This window comes from Halomicrobium mukohataei DSM 12286, from assembly GCF_000023965.1.
GTDB lineage: Archaea > Halobacteriota > Halobacteria > Halobacteriales > Haloarculaceae > Halomicrobium > Halomicrobium mukohataei.
Genome location: NC_013202.1, coordinates 3,072,408 through 3,096,926 on the forward strand (window position 1 = coordinate 3,072,408; position 24,519 = coordinate 3,096,926).

At 63.9% G+C, this 24,519-nt stretch carries 27 protein-coding genes and 1 pseudogene; 12 read left to right on the top strand and 16 right to left on the bottom strand.

Features of this window, described 5'->3' with window-relative positions:
• The first annotated feature begins 54 nt into the window (after positions 1-54).
• Positions 55-552 (top strand): LabA-like NYN domain-containing protein, encoded by a 498-nt coding sequence (locus tag HMUK_RS15400; RefSeq protein WP_015764126.1) that lies wholly within the window; start codon positions 55-57, stop codon positions 550-552.
• Between the two features lie 267 nt (positions 553-819).
• On the opposite strand, the gene HMUK_RS18160 is transcribed toward HMUK_RS15400, so the two are convergent.
• Positions 820-1,263, bottom strand: a complete 444-nt coding sequence (locus tag HMUK_RS18160; RefSeq protein WP_164731968.1) for a DUF5518 domain-containing protein — start codon at positions 1,261-1,263, stop codon at positions 820-822.
• A 418-nt stretch (positions 1,264-1,681) separates the two neighbouring features.
• Between HMUK_RS18160 and HMUK_RS17295 the strand changes: the two genes are divergently transcribed.
• The gene (locus HMUK_RS17295) at positions 1,682-2,056 is read left to right on the top strand and encodes a hypothetical protein (protein WP_126967061.1); all 375 of its coding nucleotides are present in this window, start codon (positions 1,682-1,684) and stop codon (positions 2,054-2,056) included.
• A gap of 501 nt (positions 2,057-2,557) precedes the next feature.
• Here HMUK_RS17295 and HMUK_RS15405 read toward each other — a convergent pair.
• Entirely contained in the window at positions 2,558-2,740 is a 183-nt protein-coding gene (locus HMUK_RS15405; protein ID WP_015764128.1) for a hypothetical protein, read from the bottom strand.
• 629 nt (positions 2,741-3,369) lie between these two features.
• Here HMUK_RS15405 and HMUK_RS15410 point away from each other — a divergent pair.
• The 3 genes from HMUK_RS15410 to HMUK_RS15420 are packed head-to-tail and all read left to right on the top strand — an operon-like array spanning position 3,370 to position 5,040.
• Positions 3,370-3,855 carry a PUA domain-containing protein gene (locus HMUK_RS15410; protein WP_015764129.1) on the top strand — a complete coding sequence of 162 codons (486 nt, stop codon included), beginning with the start codon at positions 3,370-3,372 and terminating at the stop codon, positions 3,853-3,855.
• Positions 3,856-3,910: 55 nt separating this feature from the next.
• Positions 3,911-4,309, top strand: a complete 399-nt coding sequence (locus HMUK_RS15415; protein ID WP_015764130.1) for a nascent polypeptide-associated complex protein — start codon at positions 3,911-3,913, stop codon at positions 4,307-4,309.
• Positions 4,306-5,040: a tRNA (adenine-N1)-methyltransferase gene (locus HMUK_RS15420; RefSeq protein ID WP_015764131.1), complete on the top strand. Its 735-nt coding sequence runs from the start codon at positions 4,306-4,308 to the stop codon at positions 5,038-5,040. The genes HMUK_RS15415 and HMUK_RS15420 overlap by 4 nt, the downstream gene beginning before the upstream one ends.
• 48 nt (positions 5,041-5,088) lie before the next feature.
• Here the strand turns inward: HMUK_RS15420 and HMUK_RS15425 are convergent, their stop codons facing one another.
• From HMUK_RS15425 to HMUK_RS15440, 4 genes are all read right to left on the bottom strand, one after another.
• Positions 5,089-5,760, bottom strand: coding sequence for a CPBP family intramembrane glutamic endopeptidase (locus HMUK_RS15425; protein WP_015764132.1), 672 nt, complete (start codon positions 5,758-5,760; stop codon positions 5,089-5,091).
• A gap of 164 nt (positions 5,761-5,924) precedes the next feature.
• Positions 5,925-6,539, bottom strand: coding sequence for a hypothetical protein (locus tag HMUK_RS15430; protein ID WP_015764133.1), 615 nt, complete (start codon positions 6,537-6,539; stop codon positions 5,925-5,927).
• A gap of 45 nt (positions 6,540-6,584) precedes the next feature.
• Positions 6,585-6,908 carry a transcription factor S gene (locus HMUK_RS15435; RefSeq protein WP_015764134.1) on the bottom strand — a complete coding sequence of 108 codons (324 nt, stop codon included), beginning with the start codon at positions 6,906-6,908 and terminating at the stop codon, positions 6,585-6,587.
• Between the two features lie 377 nt (positions 6,909-7,285).
• Complete coding sequence (locus tag HMUK_RS15440; RefSeq protein WP_015764135.1) at positions 7,286-8,302, bottom strand: DUF7139 domain-containing protein; 1,017 nt, start codon at positions 8,300-8,302, stop codon at positions 7,286-7,288.
• Between the two features lie 194 nt (positions 8,303-8,496).
• Here HMUK_RS15440 and HMUK_RS15445 point away from each other — a divergent pair, with 194 nt between their 5' ends.
• Entirely contained in the window at positions 8,497-8,781 is a 285-nt protein-coding gene (locus HMUK_RS15445; protein ID WP_015764136.1) for a DUF5789 family protein, read from the top strand.
• 120 nt (positions 8,782-8,901) lie between these two features.
• Here HMUK_RS15445 and HMUK_RS15450 read toward each other — a convergent pair whose 3' ends face one another.
• The 4 genes from HMUK_RS15450 to HMUK_RS15465 all read right to left on the bottom strand — a co-directional run bounded on the left by HMUK_RS15450 (position 8,902) and on the right by HMUK_RS15465 (position 11,161).
• Complete coding sequence (locus HMUK_RS15450; protein ID WP_206501510.1) at positions 8,902-9,162, bottom strand: twin-arginine translocase TatA/TatE family subunit; 261 nt, start codon at positions 9,160-9,162, stop codon at positions 8,902-8,904.
• A gap of 32 nt (positions 9,163-9,194) precedes the next feature.
• The gene (locus HMUK_RS15455) at positions 9,195-9,398 is read right to left on the bottom strand and encodes a hypothetical protein (protein ID WP_015764138.1); all 204 of its coding nucleotides are present in this window, start codon (positions 9,396-9,398) and stop codon (positions 9,195-9,197) included.
• 41 nt (positions 9,399-9,439) lie between these two features.
• Entirely contained in the window at positions 9,440-10,723 is a 1,284-nt protein-coding gene (gene nreA / locus HMUK_RS15460) for a DNA repair protein NreA (protein WP_015764139.1), read from the bottom strand.
• A gap of 66 nt (positions 10,724-10,789) precedes the next feature.
• Positions 10,790-11,161 (bottom strand): hypothetical protein, encoded by a 372-nt coding sequence (locus HMUK_RS15465; RefSeq protein ID WP_015764140.1) that lies wholly within the window; start codon positions 11,159-11,161, stop codon positions 10,790-10,792.
• Between the two features lie 169 nt (positions 11,162-11,330).
• Between HMUK_RS15465 and HMUK_RS15470 the strand changes: the two genes are divergently transcribed.
• Positions 11,331-11,969 carry a hypothetical protein gene (locus tag HMUK_RS15470; protein WP_015764141.1) on the top strand — a complete coding sequence of 213 codons (639 nt, stop codon included), beginning with the start codon at positions 11,331-11,333 and terminating at the stop codon, positions 11,967-11,969.
• Here the strand turns inward: HMUK_RS15470 and HMUK_RS15475 are convergent.
• Positions 11,966-12,229 (bottom strand): annotated as a pseudogene (locus HMUK_RS15475) (CPBP family intramembrane glutamic endopeptidase); the annotation flags it as partial. The gene HMUK_RS15470 and the pseudogene HMUK_RS15475 sit on opposite strands and share 4 nt — an antisense overlap.
• Before the next feature lie 344 nt (positions 12,230-12,573).
• Complete coding sequence (locus tag HMUK_RS17300; protein ID WP_126967060.1) at positions 12,574-13,401, bottom strand: hypothetical protein; 828 nt, start codon at positions 13,399-13,401, stop codon at positions 12,574-12,576.
• Positions 13,402-13,508: 107 nt separating this feature from the next.
• Here HMUK_RS17300 and HMUK_RS17305 point away from each other — a divergent pair, with 107 nt between their 5' ends.
• Positions 13,509-13,691 carry a hypothetical protein gene (locus tag HMUK_RS17305; protein WP_126967059.1) on the top strand — a complete coding sequence of 61 codons (183 nt, stop codon included), beginning with the start codon at positions 13,509-13,511 and terminating at the stop codon, positions 13,689-13,691.
• Between the two features lie 127 nt (positions 13,692-13,818).
• On the opposite strand, the gene HMUK_RS15480 is transcribed toward HMUK_RS17305, so the two are convergent.
• Positions 13,819-14,631 carry a CPBP family intramembrane glutamic endopeptidase gene (locus HMUK_RS15480; protein WP_015764143.1) on the bottom strand — a complete coding sequence of 271 codons (813 nt, stop codon included), beginning with the start codon at positions 14,629-14,631 and terminating at the stop codon, positions 13,819-13,821.
• Positions 14,632-14,635: 4 nt separating this feature from the next.
• The gene (lonB, locus tag HMUK_RS15485) at positions 14,636-16,717 is read right to left on the bottom strand and encodes an ATP-dependent protease LonB (RefSeq protein ID WP_015764144.1); all 2,082 of its coding nucleotides are present in this window, start codon (positions 16,715-16,717) and stop codon (positions 14,636-14,638) included.
• A 158-nt stretch (positions 16,718-16,875) separates the two neighbouring features.
• Between lonB and HMUK_RS15490 the strand changes: the two genes are divergently transcribed.
• The 3 genes from HMUK_RS15490 to HMUK_RS15500 all read left to right on the top strand — a co-directional run bounded on the left by HMUK_RS15490 (position 16,876) and on the right by HMUK_RS15500 (position 20,900).
• Positions 16,876-17,424, top strand: coding sequence for a nicotinamide-nucleotide adenylyltransferase (locus HMUK_RS15490; protein ID WP_015764145.1), 549 nt, complete (start codon positions 16,876-16,878; stop codon positions 17,422-17,424).
• A complete protein-coding gene (locus tag HMUK_RS15495; protein ID WP_015764146.1) occupies positions 17,424-18,188 on the top strand; it encodes an SAM hydrolase/SAM-dependent halogenase family protein in 765 nt (254 codons plus the stop codon). Before HMUK_RS15490 ends, HMUK_RS15495 begins: the two co-directional genes overlap by 1 nt.
• A gap of 288 nt (positions 18,189-18,476) precedes the next feature.
• Entirely contained in the window at positions 18,477-20,900 is a 2,424-nt protein-coding gene (locus HMUK_RS15500) for a DUF5059 domain-containing protein (RefSeq protein WP_015764147.1), read from the top strand.
• Between the two features lie 126 nt (positions 20,901-21,026).
• On the opposite strand, the gene thsA is transcribed toward HMUK_RS15500, so the two are convergent.
• Positions 21,027-22,589: a thermosome subunit alpha gene (thsA, locus tag HMUK_RS15505; RefSeq protein WP_049940855.1), complete on the bottom strand. Its 1,563-nt coding sequence runs from the start codon at positions 22,587-22,589 to the stop codon at positions 21,027-21,029.
• A gap of 162 nt (positions 22,590-22,751) precedes the next feature.
• Here thsA and HMUK_RS15510 point away from each other — a divergent pair, with 162 nt between their 5' ends.
• Positions 22,752-23,561, top strand: coding sequence for an amidohydrolase family protein (locus tag HMUK_RS15510; RefSeq protein WP_015764149.1), 810 nt, complete (start codon positions 22,752-22,754; stop codon positions 23,559-23,561).
• Positions 23,562-23,587: 26 nt separating this feature from the next.
• On the opposite strand, the gene HMUK_RS15515 is transcribed toward HMUK_RS15510, so the two are convergent.
• A complete protein-coding gene (locus HMUK_RS15515; protein WP_015764150.1) occupies positions 23,588-24,508 on the bottom strand; it encodes a glycosyltransferase family 2 protein in 921 nt (306 codons plus the stop codon).
• Positions 24,509-24,519: the final 11 nt, after the last annotated feature.

Consider the following 24,519-nt stretch of genomic DNA (forward strand, 5'->3'; position numbering starts at 1 on the left):
TCCGGCCACCGCGAAGCCCCAAGAGCTATTCCCGGCGCTTCCCCACACAAAGACATGGTCGTCTCACATCCGGGACAGCGTGTCGGCGTTCTCGCCGACGCCCAGAACCTCTATCACACCGCCCGGAGTCTTCATACGCGAAACATCGACTACGAAGCACTGCTCGACGAGGCCGTCAATGACCGGGCGCTCACCCGCGCCATCGCATACGTCATCCGAGCGAACTCGCCCGACGAAGAGAGCTTCTTCGAGGCGCTCGAAGACATCGGCTTCGAGACCCGCATCAAGGATATCAAGACCTTCGGCGACGGCTCGAAGAAGGCCGACTGGGACGTGGGAATGAGCCTCGACGCCGTCTCGCTGGCCCCCCACGTCGACACGGTCGTGCTCATCACCGGCGACGGCGACTTCGCCCGTCTCTGTCGATATCTCCGCCACGAGGGCGTCAAAGTCGAGACGATGGGCTTCGAGGAGTCGACGGCGGAGGAACTCGTCGAGGCCGCAGACCACTTCCGAAACCTTAGCGACGACGCCGAGCAGTATCTGTTGTAGAAGCCTGATAGACCCGAGAGGGAGGAATTCGATAGCCCCAACGGTAACGTTCACGCCCGCGATCTCGAGTATCTCTGTTTCCCAAGAACCAGTTATCGAGACTAGGGCTCATTCCATGTCAAAACACACTTCGATACACAGTCATAAAATATGATTAATACGATATCGTCGATACAGGAGACGGCGACTTTGGTCAAATGAACAATAGGGTGGAACCGATGAATATGATTGACCTTTCGGTGCGAGCAAATCGACAATACGCTCGGGTTAAGTCGTTTGTGGTTCACCACGACGGAATGGAGGGAGACGGCCAACAAAGCCACCAACCCGTGCACCGATAACACTGATCAGAGAAAGAACAATGAGAGAGAAAACAAACCAGAGAGCTCCGAAAGCAATAGTTAGGACTGCAGTGACAGGCGATATCGCCCATCCAGAGGCGATGAGACTGGGGACGAGTAAAAAGGAGTCCAAAGCGCTAATCACGCCGATTCGTAAGCCAGCCTGTGTCGGAGAGGGTGATCGCATTTCATTACTGTAGTACAAACCTCCGAGAAATCCAGCGAACAGCGCTGGAGCCGCGTTGTATTCATATGGCAGCGTATTCCAAGAACTAAACAGTGTGACCGGAATTGTGACGAATCCGAGTGCTGTTGCGGCTCGTAGATCCTTGGACAACAACCAACTATAGAGAATATTTATCACTGACATTTTATCTGGTTTGGTTGTCGATCTTCATCATAATATACATTTCGGATCGCAATAGGACGTTTGATTATTCATCCGATTTATATTTAATATAAATAATATATTTTTATTTAATAAATTAACTACTTTCCCTACAGTTTACAATGTTGAACAGTCTGCTCTGTTGAATAGCAGTGTTGGCCGGAGCGGTCGAGATCTGAGTCGGCTTCTTGACCGTTGACGCTGTTGGTCCCAAGAACTCAATCAACTCACCGTGGCTCAGGGGCCGCTATTCAACACAGCAGAACAGTCCATTACACACTGTATTTCATCACACCCTGCAGATTCAGAAGAGATTTAATAGTTGGTAAGATTATTATAAAATATAGATAATTAATCCATACCGGTATATTTATTAAGATAGCATAACAGAGATTAAATGATGTCTGAAAAACACACCTTGAATGGACAAACTAGAAGAAGGACACTCCAAATGCTTGCCGGCAGCGGAGTCGGGCTTGGATTCGCTAGTAATGCAGCAGCGCAAGGGAGAAAGAGGGATGGTAAAATAGAAGAGGATGACTTGACACGCGCTGAAGGTACCTCTGGCTTTGTGACGAGTAATGAACAGACACCCGATTGGTTCACTATTAAAGACAATGGCGAATGGAATATTCAAGATCCAGAAGCCGTCCAAAACGGAGAATTTACCACTCAGGGCCATAAAAGTTGCTTAAATGACACTCTTGAATTAGGGTTTGAAAGGAAGATTAAAGGTGTTGAGTTCAAATTCCTCATCCACCACTCAGACATGTAAGTGGGGTCTCGACATCTCAGCCGTAGGCCAAAGTTACGACTCTAGAGTTGTTGACAACTGTGACGTTGAAGTCGCTCTTGATTTCAACGCCGGAGTTGCAACTCTTGAGGGTACAGTAAGTGGACATTCGAATGGTAATGATGTTATTGCACTGGTCGACTGGTGGGAAATTGACCTTACGGCTACGTGGTACGATCCGGACAAAGGTTGGGAATCAAAGACGGTGATGGCCTCAATTGAAAACCCACTTACGTAAGACTGTATGAAATATGGGCTCCATTGGAGTCCTTTTCGTAATCATTCAAAACGTCTTTGACTACCGAAAACAGTCGGTCTCGTCGTAAATATCATAACAAGTCTCGTGGGATTGTTATACATAAACTAATATTCCAATGGTATTTCGAAATATTGTGGCTTAAATAAGTCGGGGGACTCGATCCCTTTGATTAATTACGACAATCGCTATCGGATCTCGAACCGAATGATTGACCAGAACCAATCTCAGACCGGGCGCTTGTCTTCCGAGGTGCCGACGAACAGCGCACCGGCGGCCATTCCGAGCGCGGCGATCGAGGCCGCCCACAGCGGGAAACCGCTGCCTAACTGACCGGTGCCCAGAATGATCGCGCTGCTCGCGACGAGCAAGACCGTGCCCAGTACGACTTTTCGCGTATCCGTTGCCATACCCGGTACTAGCGGGTCATCCGGTATAAGTTTCTCCAAAACCGCCCGACACGGCCGTGATAACTGGGACCAAACCACACAGTATCGGGGCGTTACGCGCTATAGTAACAATTGAAACGATTTACACACCGATCGCACTGCTGTCGTGCGATCGGGTGAACATTGAATTTCAATGGCTACTATAGTTTGCCGGATCGTGTTCAGATAAGCCACTGCATCTTCTGAGTTGTAGACACCGAAAGCCCTCGTCGCGCTCCGGCATTCTGTGACGGATATCTTCACTTCGTTCAGATAGTGCCGCCACAGAATGCCGGACCACGACTCGCCCTTTCATCCGCCAGGAGAGCACGCTCTCCTGAGCCTGTGCTCACCCTGTTCGCACAGACGCCAGGATTCGGCCGTTGAACCGTCTAGACCCTGGTGGATGAAAGGGCGAGCGCAGTTGCGGGAACCCCGACGATGCAAGCACCGACTGGAGCGCAGCGAGTCGCGGGACCGCAACTGCGCGAGGGCTTTCGGTGTCTGCACCACTACGCTGACAGTCGCTTATCTGAACACTACCGTTTGCCGGTCGGTACTGCGACAGAGAGAACAGTCGACTTTTGGTCGGCGACGACCTTCGCCGGACAATGAGCGAGCGAGCCACCGATCTCCTGACGCGTGTCGCGACCTACCAGTTCGGCCCCGGAGCCGACGAGGCGCTGTTCCCCGACGTCGACGGGCTGGACGTGACGACGACGCGTTCCGGGCGACCGCGACAGGTGCGCGATGGCGACGACCGACTGCTGGAGTACGGCAGTGACGGGCGATTCACGCTCGGCGTCGCCGGTGGGCGACGCCTCCTCGACGGCCTCGACGACGCGCGCCATCAGGTCGTCGTCGGCGACGACAGCGAGCCGTTCGTCCGGGAGGGACGCAACGCCTTCGCGAAGTTCGTCCGGTCGGCAGACGAGGGCATCCGGCCGGGCGACGAGGTGCTGGTGGTCCACTACGATGGCGACCTCCTGGGCGTCGGTCGGGCCGAGTTACCCGGCGAAGCCATGCTCGACTTCGAGACGGGGATGGCGGTCAAAGTCCGTCACGGTGCCGGCACTGCGGACGCGTCCGAATCGTAGCGAGCGTCGACGGCAGGTCGGTGTCCTTTTGACGGCGGCCCACGCACGGACGGGTATGTTCGGAGGAGGCGGCGGCGGACTCAATCCGCGCAAGATGAAGCAGATGATGGAACAGATGGGCATCGACATGGAGGACATCGATGCCGAAGAAGTGATCATTCGGACCCCCGACAAGGAGCTGTACTTCACCGACGCCGAGGTCCAGCTCATGGAGGCCCAGGGCCAGTCGACCTATCAGGTCGTCGGCGAGCCCGAGGAGCGAGCCCTCGAAGCCGGCGACGACGGTGAGAGCGAGGCCGACGCGTCGGCCGGCGACGCCGCCGGTGACAGCGGGATTCCCGACGACGACGTGGAGCTGGTGGCGATGCGTGCCGGCGTCGACGAGGAGACCGCCCGCGAGGCGCTCGAAGCGGAGGACGGCGACCTCGCTGGCGCAGTCGAGCGCCTGGAGTGACGTACCTCCTCATCCACGAGGGCGAAGACCGCGAGTACCTCCTCGCGGCCGGCGAGACCCTGGAGACCGATCTGGGCGTGCTGGAAGTCCCCGACGATCCCGAGCCGGGCCAGATCGTCGAGACGCATCTCGACGAGCCGTTCACCGTGCGCGAACTGCGCGGCCCGGACCTGTTCAACCACCTCGAACGCACCGGCGCGCCGATGATGCCACGGGACATCGGGATCGTCGTCGGCAAGACCGGCCTCCAGTCGGGCGACCGCGTGCTCGATGCCGGCACCGGAACGGGCGTCCTCGCGGCCTACCTCGCGCGGATGGGCGTGACAGTGACGACCTACGAACGAGATCCGGAGTTCGCCGACGTGGCCCGCGAGAACATGGCGATGGCCGGCGTCGAAGACCGAGTTGACGTGCGCAGCGGCGACGTGACCGAAGCCGTCGACGCCCTCGCCGAGACCGACTTCGACGTGGTCACACTCGACACCGGGGACGCCGCGGCGGTCGTCGAGCGAGCGCCGGAGTTGCTCGTCCCCGGCGGCTTTCTGGCCGTCTACTCGCCGTTCGTCGAGCAGGCCCGCGAAGCGATCCAGACCGCGCGGGACGCCGGACTACGGGACGCCGAAACGCTGGAGACGATTCAGCGCGCGCTCGACGTGAGCGACCGCGGCACCCGGCCGTCGACGCGGGGCGTCGGGCACACCGGCTACCTGACGTTCGCACGCAACCCCTGACACCGCCGGCTGTCGGTCCGTGCGGACGCGACTACGCGTCGTCGAGGGTCAGACGACGGCGATACCCGTCGCCAGCAGATTGATCCCGAGGTGTGCGATCGTGCTACTGGCCGTTCCATAGCGGTGTCTGAGGAGGCCGAGGACGACCGCGATCACGACCAGCGACACGAAGCGGAACGTCGGTGCGCCGAGGTCGACGACGACGTGTTTCGCCACGAACGCCCCAGCAGTCACGGCAATCCCAAGCGCCGGTCCGTACGCGTCGACGAGTGCCGTCTGGACGACGCCACGCCAGGCCAACTCCTCTGCGATCGGGACGATCACACCGTTGACCAACAGGAGTGTCGGGACGACCCAGACGGCCGTCTCGGCACCGCCTGCAGGCGTCGGCACTGAGGGAACGCCGACGGTGAAGACGTAGACGACCGCGAACGTCAGCAGCAGGGCGAAGTAGGCCACGACGCCGACGATGCCACCGGCGACGGCACCCGGAGACAGCTCGTAGCGCCAGCGATCGGGCCCGATACCGCTCCAGCGCCCGATCGTTGCTGCCAGGACAGCGAGAGTCGGAAACGTGATCGCGAGCAGGAGCATATCCGCGCCCTCACCGCTTCCGACCGCATCGGCGAGCAGTGGTGTTCCGCGACGGCGCACGAGAAACTCCACTGTGACCCACGTCGCGACGACGACGGCCGCGAGCGCGCGCGGATCCGACAGCATACGCCCGAGTCTCCGGGCAGGAGCATCTGGTTCAGACATCTCGGTAGTCGTTCGATCGCACTTGGGCTCGCGTGTGGCCGGTCCGATTCACGATCCTCGTCTCGGAGTGTCGAAACAAAGGTGTTTCCTCGACAGCGAGTGGTGCTGCCGAGAAGACACCGGACCTACTCGATCGCCCGGATCAGATCGAGGAGTTCGTCGCGGTACTGTTGGCGCGTTCGCGTCAGCACCTCTGGTGGATCGTCGGTCTCGAGGATTTCGGCCACGGGGCGGGCTGGATACGCGCCGGCACCGATGCGAAAGCCATCGCCGTGCCAGACGCCGACCCAGCCGGCGATCGGCAGCGTCGCGTCCAGCCCCGACATCGGCAGTTCGGCCCGAAACTGCGTGAGCTTCGCTCGCTCGCCAGACGCGACGCGGACACGCTCCGTACGGCCCCGTCCGATCGACTCGAAGCCGCGGTCTCGCAGCTCGGACTTGAAGGTCCTGTTGGCCTCCGAACGGACCGTCGGGAGGATCATCGCGGGGCCGATGCCGGGCGACAGCGACGGCGTAAACGTCAGCTTCGTCGCGAAGAAAAACCGCCAGCGCTGGTCGAGGCCGCCGTGCTCGGCGGCCGCCCGACGAGTTCGCTCGTCACCGTACAGCAGCGTCGCGCCTTCGACACGGGTCCCGGGGAGCTGAAACACCGTCTCGACGGTCGCGTCCGTTCGGGTCCAGCCGCCGTCTTCGAGTCGCCGCTCGGGGACCGAGGGGTACCGCTCGTCGGAAGGTGACACACCTCGTACTGGTGGCGGAACTCACCTAACAGTTCCGTCGAACGGTCAGTGGTCGTCTTCGCGCCACTTGTGGTCGCACTCGGTACAGGTGAAAAAGCGCGTCTCGGACTCGTCGGCGGCCCGGATCTGCTTCATCTCCCAGAAGGCCCGGTCGTTGCCACACTCGGGACAGTGTGCGTCCGTCGTCGGCCCCATGTCTTCGGCCTCGACCTCGGAAGTGTCGACGATCTCGCTCTCTTCCTGGCCCTGCGTGGTCACCATCGAACTTTCGTCCGCCGCGTCGCGGGCCCGCTCGGCACCGCAGCTGCCACAGACCCAGACGCCGTCTTCGGCTTTCATCATCGAACCGCAGTCGTCACAGAACTCCATGGTTGACTGGGATTGCAATCGAAGTGGTTTAAGCTCGGGGGTTCATCGCTCGGCGGTGTTCAGATAAGCAGCAGCACTGACTGACATATAGACACCGAAAGCCCTCGTGCAGTTGCGGTCCCGCGGCTCGCTGCGCGCGCTCCGCGTGCTTGCTTCGCCGGGGTTCCCGCAACTGCACTCGCCCTTTCATCCGCCAGGGTTCAGACGGTGAACCAGCCGATTCCTGGTGGATGAAAGGGCGAGGTGCGGTCGACGGTTCTGCGGCGGCACTATCGAACGCAGTGAAGATATCCGCCACAGAACCGCCGAGCGTGCCGAGGGCTTTCGGTGCCTCGACGATGCTACTCTCGATCTCTTATCTGAACACTACCCATCGCTCAGCGTTCCAGCCAGCTCGAACAGGCGTCGAGGTCGTCCATGGTTCGCTCGTGGAGCTGGCAGTACGGCCTCGACTCGCCGTCTTCCATCACGTACTCGAAGTGTCGACAGTTCCCACAGTACGCTTCGAGGGAGTCTTCGTTCTCGTCACCGTCGCTCGTCGAATCGAGGACGTCGTTGCTGAAGGCTGCGCCACCGGTCACCGTTCCGTCGCCTTCGATCACTTCGCCGCCGTCGGCGCTGGGTTCAGTCTGTAGTCCTCTGGAGTAGCCCGTGGCGGTGTCCGCGATGGGATCGAAGGACTCCGTCTGGGTGGCATCGGCCGACCGTCGATCGGCGGCCGGCGACCCGCCGTCGTCGGCCGCGTCGCTGTCGTCGCGTGTTGCGCCCGTGACGGTCGCGCCGTCGTGACCGGTCGACGCGGTCTCGCGGTTCGTCTGGGTCTCGACCTCGCCGTCGAGGTCCGTCCCGAAGAGGCCGACACCGCCAAAGCGGCCGAGCGAGCGGGCCTCTTCGACGAGCTGGATCGTCCCCTGGCGGGTGATCTCCATGCGGGCCGTCCCGCCGGGATCGTTGCGGGTCTTGAACGTCGCCAGTGCGACGAACAGACACCAGAAGATCGTGACGACGCCGAAGAAGTAGACGGCCGTCGTCGCCAGCGTCAGCAGCGGCGCGGCGGTGACCCAGTCGTAGGGATAGACGTGCTGGAACATGGCGACACCGATCGCCGTGATTCCCGTCCCGACGATTGCAGCCCCACGGACCGACCGCGACGCCGGGAGGACGGCGAAGACGCCGAGCAACACGGCCGGTAAGCCGAGTCCCGCGAGGACCCCCGCAAGCTCTCGGGCAGGATACCGCCCCAGCGACTGGACACCCACGTTCGTCGTCGCCAGCGCGATGGCACCCACGACCATCGACCCACCGACGAGAAAGAGCGCGCTGCCGAGGAGCTGTTGTCGCCGGCTGGCCACCCGGCCGACGTTGCCCTCGTACACGTCTGTGAGACTCGTCATGGCACGTCATAGGGCCGCTCCCCTCAAAACTACCCGTCAGACGGGTGGCATACGAGGCGGGAGCGACCGCCTCGGAACACGCGAGCGGGAGAGCGAAACGACACGCGAGCAGCGGGACGGTCCTCGGTAGCGATCGCGTCGAACGACGCCAGCGTTCCGAAAACCCTAATCACGGCCGCTCGGAACGTGGGCGTATGAGCGACGACGAGGAAACCGACGACGGGCCGGCAGTCGAACTCGGCGAGGGCGATTCGGTCGCCGGTGCGCCGCTGGCACGCGTGAGCTCCCGACTCACCTGGGGTATCGAGCACAGCACGATCGTCGAACGCGAGGGCGACAGCGACATCCGTACGCCCGACGGTCCACAGCCACTCGCCGACCTGATGGCCGACGTGGACGTGCCGTACTTCGAGCACCGGCGCGAGTTCGAGTCGGCCGTCCGTGGAGTGCTCGGCGACGGCCCGGTTGCGACCGAATAACACAGCGGACTGTTCTGTCGCAGTCGGCGTTCGCGGAGTCCGCGCTGTCGGCCACGCCGTCGGTTCGGTCGGGGCGTCTCCGAGCACACGACGCCAGTGTGGTCCGTGTCGCCCTCGCGGTTACCCGTGAGAACCGTCGTCGGTCCGATCTCGACGGTCGTCGGCGGCGTCGCTGTCGGCGCTGGACTGCTGTTTTCTGAGCTCGTCGACTTCGCGTTCGAGTTCGGCGATGCGCTCGTCCGTGCCGTCGTCCGAGGACCGGCGGAAATAGCGGATCGCCAGTCCCGCAGCCACAACGACTGGCGCGGTCAACAGGACGAATATCAGAAGGACGATAATCAGTTCTTGCGTACCTGGGAGACCGAGCTGGAGGGCAATCACGTCCGGCACATCTGTCACGCCAGAACAAGAACTTACTGGTCGTCGAGTCGATCCACCCGGCGCTGTAGCTCCTCGACCTGCTGTTCCAGTCGGTCGAGGCGTTGCTGGTCTGGCGAGCGGTTCTGCCGGACGAGCAAGACGCCGCCGACGAGCGCGAGCGACACCACGAGAAAGAGCAATAAGAGCGCGCCGACGAAGAGCAGTTCGACGCCGACCGGGAGCTGTAGCGGTTCCATACCGGCGTCTGGACGGCGAGGCGTATAAGCGCTGTCGGCGATCAAAAGTCGGCCAGCGTCGACTGGAGTCCCGCGACCATGTCGGATTTGCGCCGGAGCGTCCCCAGCGACACCGGGAGCTGTTCGGTGACGGCGGTCACGGCGTCGCGGAAGCTCTCGGCGACGGCGGGCTGATCGTGATACCGGTGGTTCGCGTCGCCAGCACCCTCATCGAAGGCGTTTCGGACACCTTCGCGGACCTGCCAGACGCCGACGGGGGCCCAGTAGTCGTCGGTGACCTCTCGGAGGACGAGACACTTCGCCTGGCGGTCTCGCTCCTGGAGGTGTTCGAGCACGCCCAGCCGCGAGGCGTAGTACGCGCCGGCAGTCTCCTCGACGTAGCCGGTGCGGCCCTCGTAGCCCTCGTTAGCGCTGGCGAGGTAGTGAGTCTGGCCGGTCGGGTTCCAGACGCTCTCGGGGGCCTTCATCTCGACGAGTTCGAACTCCCACTGGCCAAGGGTCATGAGGACCCAGTAGCGGTTGCCCATGTACTCGTTGTACCAGACCTCGGTCTGGTCGATGGTGTTGCGGTTCTGGATCGTGCCCCGGAGATACTGCCCGACCGTGTCGTCGACGGCGGTGATCGACCACCGCGTCGGGACGAGTGTGCGCTGACGGCGCTGGCCCAGCGCACCCGCCGAGAGGATCGTGTTGACCTCGTACACGTCGAAGCCACGGCGGTAGAGGTAGTTCATCGCGCCCTCTGCCTGCCAGTCGTCGTCCTCGAGGGTCTTCTCGACGGCGCGGGGGACGTGTGGGTTCTCCGCGAGGTCGGCGGTCGTCGCGTTGGCACGCGGCCCCGTGGGCGTGCCCACGTCGTCGAAGCGAACGTCCAGGTCCGGCGTGCCGTCGAGTCCGACCTCCACGTCGACGGGATGGTCGGCGATCGCGACCTCGCGCTGCGTGCCGACGAAGCCGTCCCACACGTCCGACACGTCGACGTTCGCCGAGCGCGTGCTGTTGAGCATCCCGGTCCGTCGCTGGAGCACGTCGTCGATCCCCAGCCCGTCCCGGTACCACTGGCCGCTGGTGGCGAACTGCTCGGCGTCGGCGTCGGACGCCATCGGCGAGAGCACGCCCGTCGACACGTCGGGATAGCCCGACCGGCCGACGAAGATCTCCGGCGCGGTCGAACCAAAGAGCGCGTCGCCCTGGACGGTCTCCTCGAACTGCCGTTCGACGTCCTCGAGGTGGTTCGTGATCTCGTAGGACTTCTCTTCGGCGAGGCGACGCCGCTCGGCGGCCTCGTCGCGATCGAACCCCTCGATGAACTCGTCGAGACGCATCGAGAGAGCGTTGGACGCTCGGCGATAAAACAGTGACTCTCGTGGCGGGCACGCCGACCGACGACTTCACGCGTACTGATCGTAGAAGTAGAGCCCGACCGCGACGAGCAGCGCGAACGAGCCGACGGTGTCGATCGAGCGCATCTGCGGGACGAGCTCGAACCCAGCGAGACCCTGATAGGCGATCGACAGCCCGGCGATGCCGAGTGTCGCCACCAGCGCGACCGCGACGGGCTCCGTCTCGCGGGCGCGACTGATCCGCCGAGTGCCGACGCCACAGGCCAGTAACACGAGCACGCCGATGAGGAGGTCCGAGAGCGGCCCGGCGTAGGGATTCGTCGTCGAGAGTTCCGTGACGAACAGCGCCACGTACACCAGCAGCGCACCGACGACGATCTGTCGCTGGCGCTGTGAGCGGATCGCGAAGATGTCTGTCATCGTCGGGCAATGGACAGGGGGAAAGATAACAGTGACGAGCACGAGGCGGTGCCAGCCGGCGACGTTCCGGACACCGGCGTCTCGCTGGTCGACGGCCCGACGGGACCGCCGTCGCGCTCGATCGGGACAGAACGTAACGTATACCAGAGTGGCACCGACAGTGGCGTCTGTGCCCTCCAACACAGACAGCGACGGTCCGCGAGACGTAGCCGCCGTCGTGCGTCGATACCGACGGCTCGAACGACCGATCAGCGCCGGCATCGCCGTCCTCGTCGGACTCGTCGCGGCCGTCGCGATCATCACGCTCCCGCTGGTGGTCGGCCTCGCGGTCGCCCTCGCCGTGTTCGTCGCCGTCCGCGTCCCCATCTTCGAGACCGGCGGGACGACGACGCTGTCGACCCAGCAGCGTCCCGACGAGGTGCGTGCGGCCTTCGAGAGTGCCAGCCCGCCGCCGCTGGTCTTCCAGTGGGGACTGGCCGACGAGGTCGAACAGACAGACGGAGGCTGGTCCTACGAGATCTCGTATCTCCTGGGACTGCGGTCGGTCCGACTGCACGTCGAGACCCACTCCGGCGACGACGCCGACCTCGAACTGGTGGTCACCGTCGGCGACCAGTCGTGGGGGACCTACCGCGTCGACATCGAGGCCCGCGACGACGAGACGATCGTCGTGATCGACACGACCTCGGATCGCAGATTCGGCCTCCGACGGCTGCCACAGTGGTTCGTGGGCCAGCGATACCGGGTGGCGGCGCTGTCCGCACAGGGCTACACCGTCGTCGAGCAGGACGCGCGACTGACGCTCTAGCGCCGCTCGACGACCCGGTCGATCGTCAGCCGGTCGTAGCCCAGCCCCTCGTGGACCGCGAGCTCCAAGGCGTTGACGAGATAGTGGGCGACGACGACCACGAGCAGGCTGTCGGTGAGGACGAACCCGGCCGCCAGCGCCAGACCGAGCCCGCCGGTGACGAGCATCCCGACTCGCCCCTGCGCGCCGTGAGCGGCACCGAAGACGACCGACGAGGCTGCGTGCAGCCACGGCGAGAGAGAGAAGCCAGCGGTCAGCGCGCTAGGCGAGACCGTGACCGTCGAGAGTGTTGGCGACCATACGGGCGGCGAGGTCAGCCAGCTTTACGTGAAAGACCCCGTCAGATCGAAGGTCACGCCGTCCCACAAGATCTGTGGGGAAGAGTGCGTGCGTTTCGACGACAGTGAGTCGACGACCGTCAAGTTCGACCACACACCCACGATCGGGCAACCATCATGTGACCGGACGGCGAGAAGCACGTCGAGGCCGACAGCTTCGAACCGATCGTCGGCGAGGACACTGTCCGGCTCGAAGTCGCAGACAGAGTTATTTATAATCGATTATAGACGCTGTCTTTTTCTTCAAACACCGGAAATATATTCACTCACAACACAGCCTCTGCCTCTTCTTGGTCTTCCGGATACGACCATGAATCCGCACCTGTATCAATATTCACCCCGAGCGGAGGATATGTAAGAACAACACTTTCTAAGAAATTAAGACCAGCATTCCCAAATACGCTCCAGGTGTGTTCGTATGTTCCTGCGATTCTGCCCGGTACCCTATCCGGGAAGTTTTGTTTGTTCAGAGTGAATTGGAGGCTTCCAACAATTTTCTCCGGATGCTGGAAGCTCAAATCATTATCACTTACTTTTATTCCAACTGCTGAGGCACCATCACTGCCGATAGGGTTGTCGTCAGGTTCTTCGGTTTTAATGTCTTCAACTTCTCCAGATGTGCTGTACCCCTGGCAACTATGTTCGATAGAATCACTACCATCTAATCCAAATTGGCTGTCCTCCCATCCAATAACTACTCCATCTTTGGGTGGTGCTCCGTCAATGTCTACTTTTTCTTGGAAAAACAAGCTCCAGCTTAGCATAACATCAATCTTTTTGCCGAGATCATTTGCCATAAATTGGCAATTTGATTCGCTTGAGTCATAATGGCTGAAAAAGTCTTGAGTTTGGACCGAATCTGATTTTTCACCCGGCGAGAATTCGCCAGTTAGATCATTTGCTTTGAGTTTAAAGCCCGCATGCTCAGCGAGAGCATACGCTTCCTCAAAGTTTTGGTTAGCAACCGCCGTCTGGATTTGACTCCGAATATGCTTTTTATGTCTCCCACGACTCCCTTGTCCCGAGACAGTTGCGCTAATGAATGGTACTGATAGGGCGGTACCTGCGGTCTTTAGAATCGATCTTCGATCCATATTGCAGATTGACATTCGTATAGACATGTATTAAATGTATGTAATTAGGATATAAACTCCTATAGTATATCACAAAATACTTATATGTGTTGATAATTATTTTAGGTATGGATGAAATCAAAGGATACCTATCAATTATAACAATTCTCCTCGGAATTCAGACACTCAACGCGGTTTCTGATAACACGAGCAGTCTTTTTACTGAAGTTGGAGCAGCCCTCTCCATCTTAGTGATACTTCTTGTCCCAATTTTCCTCCTCGGAAAAGCAGTCCACTCGAAATTGCGATAATATGATCTTCTGAGGAAGTTAAGCATGTGGTAACAAAGTGGCTCGTCGCGCGGCGATACCGCAACGAGCCGTTGGCCGCATAGGGGTACAGGGTCGTCGACCGAGAGACCGAGCTCTCGTTCGGAAGTTAGTCGATGAGCGTCTCGATCGTCAGCCGGTCGTAGCCCAGCCCCTCGTGGACCGCGAGCTCCAGGGCGTTGACGAGGTAGTGGGCGACGACGACCACGAGCAGGCTGTCGGTGAGGACGAACCCGGCCGCCAGCGCCAGACCGAGCCCGCCGGTGACGAGCATGCCGACGCGCCCCTGCGCGCCGTGGGCGGCACCGAAGACGACCGACGAGACGACCGCGAGCAGCCACGGCGAGACGGAGAATCCGGCCGCCATCGCGCCGATGGCAGCGCCACGGAAGACGACCTCCTCGACGACGGCGACGGTCGGCAGCGCGACGCCGAGCAACAGCACCCACCCACCCAGTGAGTCGGGGGCGAGCAGTTCGCGGACGGCCTCGTCGTAGCCCGCACCGGTGGCGTCGGCGACTGCACCCGCGGCTTCGTTGGCCAGCCAGAGGGCGACGCCGAAGCCGATCCCGACGGCGACGCCGGGGAGCCCACGGGCGAGCGCGGTCTCGGGGATCCCGAGCGCCCACGGCGGGATCGAGAAGTACACCGCGGCCCCGACGACGACCGCGCCGAACAGCCCCTGGGTCACGACGACGTTGGCGAGCAAGGCACCGGGCGACAGCCGCGCCCGCGGGTCCGCTACCGGCCGCTCGAAGCGCGGCACGACCGGGTCGGTCGGTCGCGGATCGCGTGGCGAGGGCTCCCTGAACCGGACTGGGTCGTCGTCGCCGCTCAGGGCAGACTGGGACGCTCTCGCGAGTGCGAGAAGCAAGAACAGAGAGAGGGCGAGCAGGCCGGCGAAGGCGGCCCACCGCGCCACGGTTCTACTGCGGGCTGGGTGAGCCGCTCTGCTGGCCCACTTCGCGTTCGAGCGCTTTGCCGGTGATGGACTTGAGCCGGTCGACCAGCGAGTCCTTCTCGGGCTCGCCGGCCAGGGCCACTTCCAGCACCTCGGAGATGTGCGAGACCGGGACGATCTCGATCATCTCCTCGTACTCCTCTTCGATCATCACGTCCTGGGTGTTTGCCTCGGGGATGATGACCGTATCGAGCCCGGACTTGGCCGCGGCCTCGATCTTGTGGGTCACGCCGCCGACGGGCAACACGTCGCCCCGCACCGACAGCGAGCCGGTCATCGCGAGGTTCTGCTCGATCGGAACGTTCTCCAGCGCGGAGATGACCGCCGTCGCGACCGTGATCGAGGCGGAGTCGCCGTCGACACCGCCCTCGCCGGCCTGAACGAACTGGATGTGAACGTCCTTCTCGGAGATGTCCTCGTCCGAGAACTTCTTGATGATCGCCGAGACGTTCTGGACTGCCTCCTCGGCCATCTCCTTGAGCTGGCCGGTGGCGATCACCTGACCGGGACCCTGCGAGGGCGTGACCTCCGCCATGACCGGGAGGACGATCCCGCTGTCCTCGCCCATCACGGCCAGACCGTTGACGCGGCCGACCACGTCGCCCTCGTTGACGGTCAGTTCGTAGTCCTTGCGGCGTTCGATGTAGTCGTCTGCGAGCTGTTGCTCGATGGAGCGACTCCGGCCTTTGGCCTGGAGCACGTCCTCGCGAGTGGTCACGTCCTGATCCTCCGCGCGGGCGATGTCGCCCGCGACGCGGACCAGTCCGCCCAGTTCGCGCAGTTTCAGGGTCAAGTGCCCTTTGCGGCCCGCGCGGCGGCGGGCTTCGAGGATGATCTCCTCGACGGCCTCGCGGTCGAAGTGGGGGAGTCGCCCGTCGTTCTCGACTTCCTGTGCGATGAAGCGGGTGAGCTTCCGGCGCATCTCCGGGGTGTCCTCGATGGTGTCGTCCATGTACACCTCGTAGCCGTACCCCTTGATCCGGGAGCGCAGCGCGGGGTGCATGTTCTCCATGGCGTCGAGGTTCCCCGCCGCGATCATGATGAAATCACAGGGGACGGGCTCGGTCTGGACCATCGCGCCCGAGGAGCGCTCGGACTGGCCAGTGATGGAGAACTCGCCCTCCTGGATCGCGGTCATGAGTTTCTGCTGGCTGCGGATGTCCAGCGTGTTGATCTCGTCGACGAACAGGACGCCCTTGTTGGCCTTGTGGATCGCGCCGGCCTCGACGCGGTCGTGGCTGGGCGTCTCCATCCCACCGGACTGGAACGGGTCGTGGCGAACGTCGCCCAGCAGCGCACCGGCGTGGGCACCGGTCGCGTCCTCGAAGGGCGCGGTGGTCTGGTTCGCGCGGTTGACCAGCAGGTTCGGGATCATCGAGTCGTTGCCACGCGAGCCATAGCGGAAGGCCAGGTAGATGACACCGGCCGCGAGGATCCCCAGCAGGACCGACCCCTGGATGATCAGCGCGTAACCGATGATGATGGCGATGATGATCCACATCAGGAAGGTCCGCATCTGGTTTCGCTTGCGGGCCTCCTCCTTGTGGGCGTCGACGATCTGTTCGCCCTTCCCGGCGGGGACGGTTCGAACCTTCGGCTCGTTTCCGTCGTCCGGGTTGTGGTAGACCAGAACGTCCTGTAGTTCCTCTTTCGGGAGCAGTTGGCTCATCGCTTTGGCCAGCATCGACTTGCCCGTCCCGGGCGAGCCGATCATCATCACGTGACGGCGCTGTTTGGCTGCCTTTTTGATGACGTCACGGGCGTGGTCCTGCCCGATGACCTGATCGACGAGTCGGTCGGGGACTTCGATGTCGCTGGTCGACTCGATGCCGAGCCCACCGAGGAGCCCGTCTTCGTCGTCGAGGGACGCGCCGCTCTCGACTTCGACCTCACTGCCGAGGTCGTCGAGGCCGCCACCTTCGGCCCCGCCACTCTCCACAGTGTCACCAGCGTCGTCGGCCGCGCTGTGGTCGTCGTCTTCGGGCGGCGTCCCGGTCACCTCCCGCTCGTCGTCGGGAGTGTCGTCGATCTCGGTATTGTCGCTCATACAAACGTTGCTAACACCAGATTGGAGGGACTGTCCACTGATATACTTTCTCCCCGCGACCGTGCTTGCCACACGAGTGGAACCGCAAGAGGGGAGCCGATTGTAGAGGAGAGAGACCACTCGTCGGGTTTATCATTTCCGACACCCAGAGATGGGGTATGCGGGGTTTCTATATCGGTCGATTCCAGCCGTACCACAACGGCCACCACACGGTCGTCGAGGAGATCGCGACCGAGGTCGACGAACTCGTCCTGGGGATCGGAAGCGCGGGCGACTCGCATACGGACCACGATCCGTTCACTGCCGGCGAACGGATCATGATGATCACGCGCGCGGTCCGCGAGTTCGAGCGTGCGAACGATCTGGTCACGTACGTGGTCCCCATCGAGGACCTGAACCGCAACTCGGTGTGGGTGAGCCACGTCCAGAGCATGTCGCCGACATTCGACGTGGCCTACTCCAACAACCCGCTGGTGATCCAGCTGTTCGAGGAGGCGGGCATCGAGGTCCGACAGTCGAAGATGTTCGACCGAGAACGGCTGGAAGGCAGCGACATCCGGGAGGCGATGATCGAGGGGGACGCGTGGCGCGAACGCGTGCCCGACGCCGTCGTCGAGACGATCGAAGAGGTACACGGCGTCCAGCGGATCCGGACCGTCGCCAAAGACGACGTGGTCGAACGCTGGGAAGTCGGTGACGAGGAGTGATGATCACCCTCAGTAGCGACTTCGGTTCGCCGTACCCCGCGGCGATGAAGGGCGTCATCCTCCGGGACAGCGACGCGCGCATCGTCGACGTGAGCCACGAGTTCCCGCGACAGGACGTGCCCGGCGCGGCGTTCTGGCTCCGAGAGGTGCTGCCGTACTTCCCGCCGGCAGTCCACTGTGTCGTGGTCGATCCCGGCGTCGGGACCGACCGGGCCGCGATCGTCGTTCGAGTCGGCGACCACGCGATCGTCGCGCCGGACAACGGCGTCGCGCTCCCGGCCGCCAGGGCGATCGCGGACGACGGCGACGTGATCGAGGTCTTCGAGATCGAGACCGACGAGCCGGCGAGCGCGACTTTCCACGGCCGAGACGTGTTCGCGCCGATGGCGGCCGCCGTCCACGAGATCGGCGTCGACTCCCTCCACGAGGTCGCGGATCTCGTCCGGGCCGACGGCTACGAAGAGCTCGCCTTCCCGGAGCCGACCGTGAGTCAGACCGGAGCCAGCGGCGCGGTGCTCGTCGTCGACGGTTTCGGGAACGCGATCACGAACGTGCCGGGCGAGGCGATCGAGGACCGGTTCGGCCAGCAGGTCCGGATCAACGGTGAGCCCGCACCGGTCAGACGGACGTACGCGACGGTGGACCCGGGCCAGCGACTCGTCACCGTCGGCAGCCACGGCAACGTCGAGCTCGCGGTGAATCGCGGGCGTGGAGACGAGGCCTTCCGCGTCGGCGCTGGCGATCGGGTGGAGCTGTCGTACTAGTTTTAGGCACTCCGAAAAACCGACAGGCTTATTACTTTTAGGCTGTCCTAAACAAATGCGTGGGTCGCCGACGGTCGTGATCGTTCCCTGGTTCCGGGAACACACTCCGTGGAGACCGTCGAGCCCCACCGTCTCAGGTCCCAGTTGCATCGTCGGCCACCGTGGCCATACCCTGGCGGCTGTGGGCATCGCTGCCGCCACCGTCTGTCCCTCTATCCACCACCCCCAGTTTTTAGGCTCGCCGAAAATTCGACGGCCTTATGTACTTTAGGCGTGCCAAAATCACGTATGCAACACAGAAGAGACGTGCTTGCGAGTCTGGGCATCGCACTGTCGACTGCACTTGCCGGCTGTTCGGAAGACACCGACGGCGAGACCGACGGCGAGAGCAGCGACGAAGCGACCGAGACGGACCGGACACAGTCGAGTGGCCCCGAACTCGCGGCTTCGGCCCAGCTCAACGTCTACCGCGCCCGGCTCTTCGACGCCGTCGCGCTCGGTCGTGCCGGCCAGACCGCCGCGGGAGCGTCCGTCGCCCAGTCGATCTTCCAGCGGTTCGAGAACGCGACCGGGGAGTACGGCGCTCACGAGACGCTGGAACGGACCAGCGAGTCGGCCTACGAGGGATTCGAGAGCGCGCTCGGGGAACTCCGGTCGACGCTCGAAGACGGCGACACCGACGCCGCCGCCGAGGCGGCGACGACGGCCAGCGACCAGCTCCAGATCGCCCAGCAGGCCCTGATCGGCAACGACGCCACGCGCGCACTCGACGCGCTCCTCCTCGGGAGCCGCGCCGCCAACACCCGCGTACTGGGCGAGGCTGGTCACTTCGAGGCGGCGGCGACCGTGGCCACCGAAACGACCGAGCGGTTCGAAGACACGCTCGTCCACGGCGCACTCGAAAGCGCCGACGGGGACGCCTACGAGGACTTCGAGTCCGGACTGGCGTCGATCCAGCGCGCCGCCAGCGAGGGGGACGCCGAGGGCGTGACCGACGCCGTCGCCGCGGCCCAGTCGGCGGCGGTGGCGGGTGCCTACGCGCTGGGAACCGAGTCGGTCGCCGGGACCGGTCACCTCGCAGCGATGCAGTCAGTGGGGTACGACGCCGCGGCACTCGCCGGTCTCGGCGGCCCGAGTGAGGCCCTCGCGCACGCGACGACGCTGACCACCTACCGGGCGCGGATCCGGGACGCGGCGTGGCTGGCCGACGCCGACGAGGGATCGACGGCGGGCACGGTCGTCGGGAACGTCTTCGCGGACTTCGAGGGTGCGCGTGCCCACGAAGCGCTGGAAGAAGCCGACCACGAGGCCTACGAGGGGTTCGAGAGCGGCCTGGAGTCGCTCCAGTCGGCCGTCGAGAGCGGCGAAGGCGTCGACGACGCCCTCGCCACGGTGGACGAACACCTCCGGACCGGCGTCGCGACGCTGGCCGGCGACCACGCCCCGGTCCTGCAGGCCGGCTTCTTCCGGGCGCGTCTCGCCGACGCACGCGAACGCTACGAGCGAGGTGCGCCCTCGGTCGCCGCGTCGATCACCCAGGAGCTGTTCGAGCGGTTCGAGGCCGACGAGCTCGGGTTCCACGAGACGCTCGAAGAGGCCAGCGAGGACCTCTACCACCGCTTCGAGGAGGAGCACCTGGCCGGCCTGATCGAGGCCTACGAGAACGACGACAGCGAGGCGGTCACCACCCACCACGAGGGCGCGCTCGACGCGCTCCTGGAGTTCGAGGCCACCACCGGGGACAGCGTCGCGAGCGCGGCCGAGACCGCGTACTTCGTCGCTCGCGGATTCGACAGCGCTACCGTCGCCACGCTGGGCGACAGCGAGCGCGCGGCGACGATTCCACGGGCCGCCTTCGAGCACTTCGAGAGCGGTGCAGCGGGCTACCACGAGGCACTGGAACACGCCGACCACGAGACCTACGAGACGTTCGAGTCCGATCTGGGCGCGATCCGGTCGACCGCGGAGTCGGGCGGCGACGTGCGCAGTGCCGTCCAGACGTTCGTGAGCACCGCGATCGACGGCATCTACGCCATCGTCGGCGCTGCCGGCGGCTCGAACGGCGCGGCCGCTGCCGCGATCGTACAGGACGTGTACGCCACCTTCGAGGAGGCCCGCGTCCACGAGGCGCTGGAAGAAGCCGACCACGAGGCCTACGAAGGATTCGAGGCGGCGCTGGAAGCGTACGCGGGCGGACTGGACGGCGAGGGCGACGTGCCCGTCGGTCGCCTCGCAGACGCGACGCTGCGCGCTCAGTTCGCCGTCGCGGGTGCGCTCGACGACGCTCCCGTCGGCCAGGACGGCGAGGGGAGCGCCGAGACGGAAGAGACCGAATCGTCGCTGGAAGGGGGCCCGAACGTCGTCGACGGCGTCCCGGACGACGCCGACCACGTCGTCTCGATGCAGGCAGTGGCCTTCGAGCCGGCCGAGTTGACCGTCTCGGTCGGCGATACGGTCGCCTTCGAGCACGTCGCCGGTGAAGCCCACAACGTGGTGGCCCGAGAGGAAGAGCTACCGGCGGACGCGAGCTACTGGGCCTCCGGCGACTTCGACTCCGAGACGGCCGCAGTCGAGGGGTGGGACAACGGACAGGGTGCCGTCCAGTCGGGCCAGTCCTACGTCCACACCTTCGAAACGGCCGGCGAACACCCCTACTACTGTGTCCCACACGAGATGGCGGGCATGGAAGGCACGATCGTCGTCGAAGAGTAACGCCGCACCCTGTTTTTAGCCACACGGCGACGGTGCGGTCTGTGTGGCGGGCGGCTCGATTCGTGGGATAGCCGTCGCTGCTCCGGCAGTCGAAGAAAAATCGAAGGTGGTCGTCGACGGGCGTCGTTACGCGTCCGAGGAGATGACGTCGTCGATCCGAGCGATCATCGTCGCTGCCTCGGTGGCGCTCTCGACGGCTTCGCGCTTGACCGCGGCGGGGTCGAGGACGCCGTAGTCGATCGGGTCGTCGATGACGCCGGTCTGGCCCTCGCTGATGATGCCCGCGATGCCCTCACTCTCGTGTTCGGCGCGCAGGTCGACCAGCGCGTCGATCGGGTCCATGCCCGTGTTCTCCGCGAGCGTGCGCGGGATCACGTCGACGGCGTCGGCGAAGGACTCGACGGCGAGTTGCTTGCGGCCCTCGATGGAGGCGGCCTCGCTCCGGATGTGGTCCGCGATGGCGATCTCGGTCGCACCGGCACCGGGGACGACGCCGCCCTTGTCGAGTGCGGCGACGACCACGTCGAGCGCGTCGTTGAGCGCGCGTTCGAGTTCGTCCGTGACGTGGTCGGTCCCGCCGCGGGCGAAGATCGTCACCGTCTCGGAGCTGGCACCGCCCTGCACGAAGGCCAGTTCCTCGTCGCCGTACTTCTGGACGCTCACGTCCTCGGCCTCGCCGAGGTCGTCTGCCTCCAGCGTGTCGACGGAGCCCACGCGGCTCGCGCCGGTGGTGTGGGTCACGTCCTGGAGTTCGTCGCTGTCGACGCCGTCGAAGGCGACGATGCCCTCCTTGGAGAGCTGTGCGCCGACGCGGTCGTCGACGTCACCGGAGACGAACACGACGTCTGCGCCGACCGCGGCGATGGCCTCGGCGTAGCTCGACAGCTCTTCCTCTTCGGCCTCGATGGCGGCGTTGAGCTGGTCGACGCTGGAGACGTTGTACTCTGCGTCGATGTTGCTCTCTCGGACTTCGAGGTCGGCGTCGATCACGGCGATGGTCGCGTCGGCGACCGAGCTCGGCATGTTGCCGTGGACCGGCTCCTCCTCGATGATGATCCCCTCGACGAGCTCCGTCGCAGAGGAGGACGCGCCGGCCTGGCTCCGAATCGCGATCTGGTCGCGCGTCGAACCGGAGCCGTCGGTCGCCTGCCGGACGGCGGCGACGACGGTCTCGGCGAGTGCGCCGGCCTCCACGTCGCCGGTGCCTTTCCCCGTCATGGAGGACTCGGCGACGCTGATCAGCGTCTCGTCGTCGATGTCGACGTCCAGCACTTCGGCGTCGATGGCTTCCTGGGCGAGCTGTGCCGCCTCGTGGTAGCCTTCGACGATCGTCGTCGGGTGGACGTCGTCTTCGAGCAGGTCCTCGGCCTGTGTCAGGAGCTGACCGGCCAGGACGGAAGCCGTCGTGGTACCGTCACCGACCTCCTCTTCCTGGGTCTCGGCGACTTCGACGATCATCTGGGCCGCGGGATGCTCGATGTCCATCTCGTCGAGAATCGTCGCACCGTCGTTGGTGATGACGACATCGCCCGAGTCCGAGACGAGCATCTTGTCCATGCCACGGGGGCCGAGTGTCGTCCGTACGGACTCGGTGACTGCCTTCCCGGCGGCGATGTTCGAACTCTGTGCGTCGTCTCCTTGCGTACGCTGGGCGTCCTCGTCGAGAATGAAGAGAGGCTGGCCACCCATGCGTCGCTGGCCGGACTGTGACATTGTTGTATACCTCACTTATGTGTCGTTAGCGGTTCTATATAAAACCATCGGTAGGGAGAGAGCCTTCGAGGACACTCGCCGCCGTCCGATCGGCCGGACCGTCAACGCTTTACTACCCGAACCCGCCACGTTAGTGCAATGCTGGAGCTGGAGCACGGGTTTCGGGTCGTCGACGTACACGCGCGACTGGAGCCCGAGGCGTCGCGCCGTCCGCGGGAGGGGATGGGCGACCCCGAACGGCTGGAACGCGAGATGCACCAGGCCGGTGTCGTCCGTGCCGTCACGTACTCCGACTACCGCGAGCGCGGATATCTGAAGGCGAACAACGCCGTGGCCCGGATGACCGTCGGCCGTCCGATGGTCGCGTTCGCACGCGTCGACGGAGCCCGCGATCCGGGCGCGGGAGCCGGCTCCCGGCTCAGGAACATCACGGCCTCGCGCGAGGAGTACCACACCTCGCCCGAAGACATCGAGCAGTACGCCTACGACGACCGATTCGTCGGGTTCAAGCTCCACCCCGCCAGAGACGGCCTCCCCGACGAGGCCGTCCTCGAAGCACTCGCCGCCGTCGACAAGCCGATCCTGGTTCACGGCGGCGAGGAGTTCCCGCCGAGCGCCGTCGAAGAGCACTTCCTGCAGTACGATCTGCCGGTGATCGTCGGCCACTTCGGCGCACACCCGCTGCGGCGCGATCTGATGCACGAGTCGATCGACCTCCTCGAAGCGTACGACCAGTGCTACCTCGAAACGAGCGCGGTCCGGTACCGGGACCCCCTGGAGCGAGCGATCATGGAACACCCGGATCGAGTCTGCTTCGGCAGCGGTGCGCCCAACGTCCACCCGAACGTCGCCGTCATGGAGATTCTGACCCTCGACGTGCCCGAAGACGCGATGAAGAAAGTCTTCTCGAACAACCCCGTTCGCGTCATCGAAGAACTCGCGCCGTAGCGCCGGAAGCCGCCGGCCGATGTCGGTTAGGCCGTCGGGCCGTCGTCGCGGTCGTCGTACACCTCGACGGCGCGGTCTCTGCGTGCGGATCGACCGTTCGGATTGCGCCGCGGCGGGGCGTCGTGACGACGGGCCGTGACGCCGTCTTTCCCTCCGAGAGCGGTCCCACGAAGGACGCGCCGGCCGGTCCCGAGCCACTGTGAGGGATCGGCCTCCCCTCTGATCACGTCCAGCAGCGAGTCGACGGCGTCGCGACCGGCGTGGGCGACGACACGCCGCGCGACGGTCGGGCGGACGCCGTAGTTTTTCACCAACCGATAGGTCAGCGACCGGTACTTGGCGTGCCAGTCTTTCTGTCGGATCCCGCCGTCGGCCTCGAACTCGCTGCGGACGCACATCGCGCTCTCCCAGGTCACCTCGTGGTCGCTCTCTGCCAGTCGGTGGGCCAGATCGCGACTTCCGCCGATGTCGAGGTACTCGTCGAAGCCGTCCAGTTCGTCCAGCACGTGGCTGGCGAACGCGACGTTGCCGGGGTTGAAGTAGGTCACGTCACGCCCCGCGATCGTCCGCTCTTCGGGGGCCTCCGTCGTCATCCCGGCCGGGAGCTTGCGGTGTGTGGGTCCGGTGACGACGGCGGCGTCGGCCAGCGCGTCGGTCACCGCGTCGAGCCACCCGTCCTCGACCGAGAACGAACGGTCGAGCAGCGCAACGGCGTCTCCGGTCGCACGGTCGATACCCGCGTTACGCGCCGTGTTGATCGTCCGGTCGGCGATCTCGACGAGCACCTCGACGTCGTCGCGCGCTCGGACCATCCCCGTGGTTCCGTCGGCCGACGGCCCGTTGACCACGATGGTCTCGGCGTCGGGGACGTGAGCCGTCAGGGTGTCGAGACACCGTGACAGCTCTTCCCGACCGTTGAGTGTCGGGACGACCACGGAGAGATTCATGGGCCAACCAC

Bases quoted from the DNA above. Each gene is read 5' to 3' on its own strand.
- HMUK_RS15400 (WP_015764126.1), top strand. From the start codon at position 55: ATGGTCGTCTCACATCCGGGACAGCGTGTCGGCGTTCTCGCCGACGCC.
- HMUK_RS18160 (WP_164731968.1), bottom strand. From the start codon at position 1,263: ATGTCAGTGATAAATATTCTCTATAGTTGGTTGTTGTCCAAGGATCTA.
- HMUK_RS17295 (WP_126967061.1), top strand. From the start codon at position 1,682: ATGTCTGAAAAACACACCTTGAATGGACAAACTAGAAGAAGGACACTC.
- HMUK_RS15405 (WP_015764128.1), bottom strand. From the start codon at position 2,740: ATGGCAACGGATACGCGAAAAGTCGTACTGGGCACGGTCTTGCTCGTC.
- HMUK_RS15410 (WP_015764129.1), top strand. From the start codon at position 3,370: ATGAGCGAGCGAGCCACCGATCTCCTGACGCGTGTCGCGACCTACCAG.
- HMUK_RS15415 (WP_015764130.1), top strand. From the start codon at position 3,911: ATGTTCGGAGGAGGCGGCGGCGGACTCAATCCGCGCAAGATGAAGCAG.
- HMUK_RS15425 (WP_015764132.1), bottom strand. From the start codon at position 5,760: ATGCTGTCGGATCCGCGCGCGCTCGCGGCCGTCGTCGTCGCGACGTGG.
- HMUK_RS15435 (WP_015764134.1), bottom strand. From the start codon at position 6,908: ATGGAGTTCTGTGACGACTGCGGTTCGATGATGAAAGCCGAAGACGGC.
- HMUK_RS15440 (WP_015764135.1), bottom strand. From the start codon at position 8,302: ATGACGAGTCTCACAGACGTGTACGAGGGCAACGTCGGCCGGGTGGCC.
- HMUK_RS15445 (WP_015764136.1), top strand. From the start codon at position 8,497: ATGAGCGACGACGAGGAAACCGACGACGGGCCGGCAGTCGAACTCGGC.
- HMUK_RS15455 (WP_015764138.1), bottom strand. From the start codon at position 9,398: ATGGAACCGCTACAGCTCCCGGTCGGCGTCGAACTGCTCTTCGTCGGC.
- nreA (WP_015764139.1), bottom strand. From the start codon at position 10,723: ATGCGTCTCGACGAGTTCATCGAGGGGTTCGATCGCGACGAGGCCGCC.
- HMUK_RS15465 (WP_015764140.1), bottom strand. From the start codon at position 11,161: ATGACAGACATCTTCGCGATCCGCTCACAGCGCCAGCGACAGATCGTC.
- HMUK_RS17300 (WP_126967060.1), bottom strand. From the start codon at position 13,401: ATGGATCGAAGATCGATTCTAAAGACCGCAGGTACCGCCCTATCAGTA.
- HMUK_RS17305 (WP_126967059.1), top strand. From the start codon at position 13,509: ATGGATGAAATCAAAGGATACCTATCAATTATAACAATTCTCCTCGGA.
- lonB (WP_015764144.1), bottom strand. From the start codon at position 16,717: ATGAGCGACAATACCGAGATCGACGACACTCCCGACGACGAGCGGGAG.
- HMUK_RS15490 (WP_015764145.1), top strand. From the start codon at position 16,876: ATGCGGGGTTTCTATATCGGTCGATTCCAGCCGTACCACAACGGCCAC.
- HMUK_RS15495 (WP_015764146.1), top strand. From the start codon at position 17,424: ATGATCACCCTCAGTAGCGACTTCGGTTCGCCGTACCCCGCGGCGATG.
- HMUK_RS15500 (WP_015764147.1), top strand. From the start codon at position 18,477: ATGCAACACAGAAGAGACGTGCTTGCGAGTCTGGGCATCGCACTGTCG.
- thsA (WP_049940855.1), bottom strand. From the start codon at position 22,589: ATGGGTGGCCAGCCTCTCTTCATTCTCGACGAGGACGCCCAGCGTACG.
- HMUK_RS15510 (WP_015764149.1), top strand. From the start codon at position 22,752: ATGCTGGAGCTGGAGCACGGGTTTCGGGTCGTCGACGTACACGCGCGA.
- HMUK_RS15515 (WP_015764150.1), bottom strand. From the start codon at position 24,508: ATGAATCTCTCCGTGGTCGTCCCGACACTCAACGGTCGGGAAGAGCTG.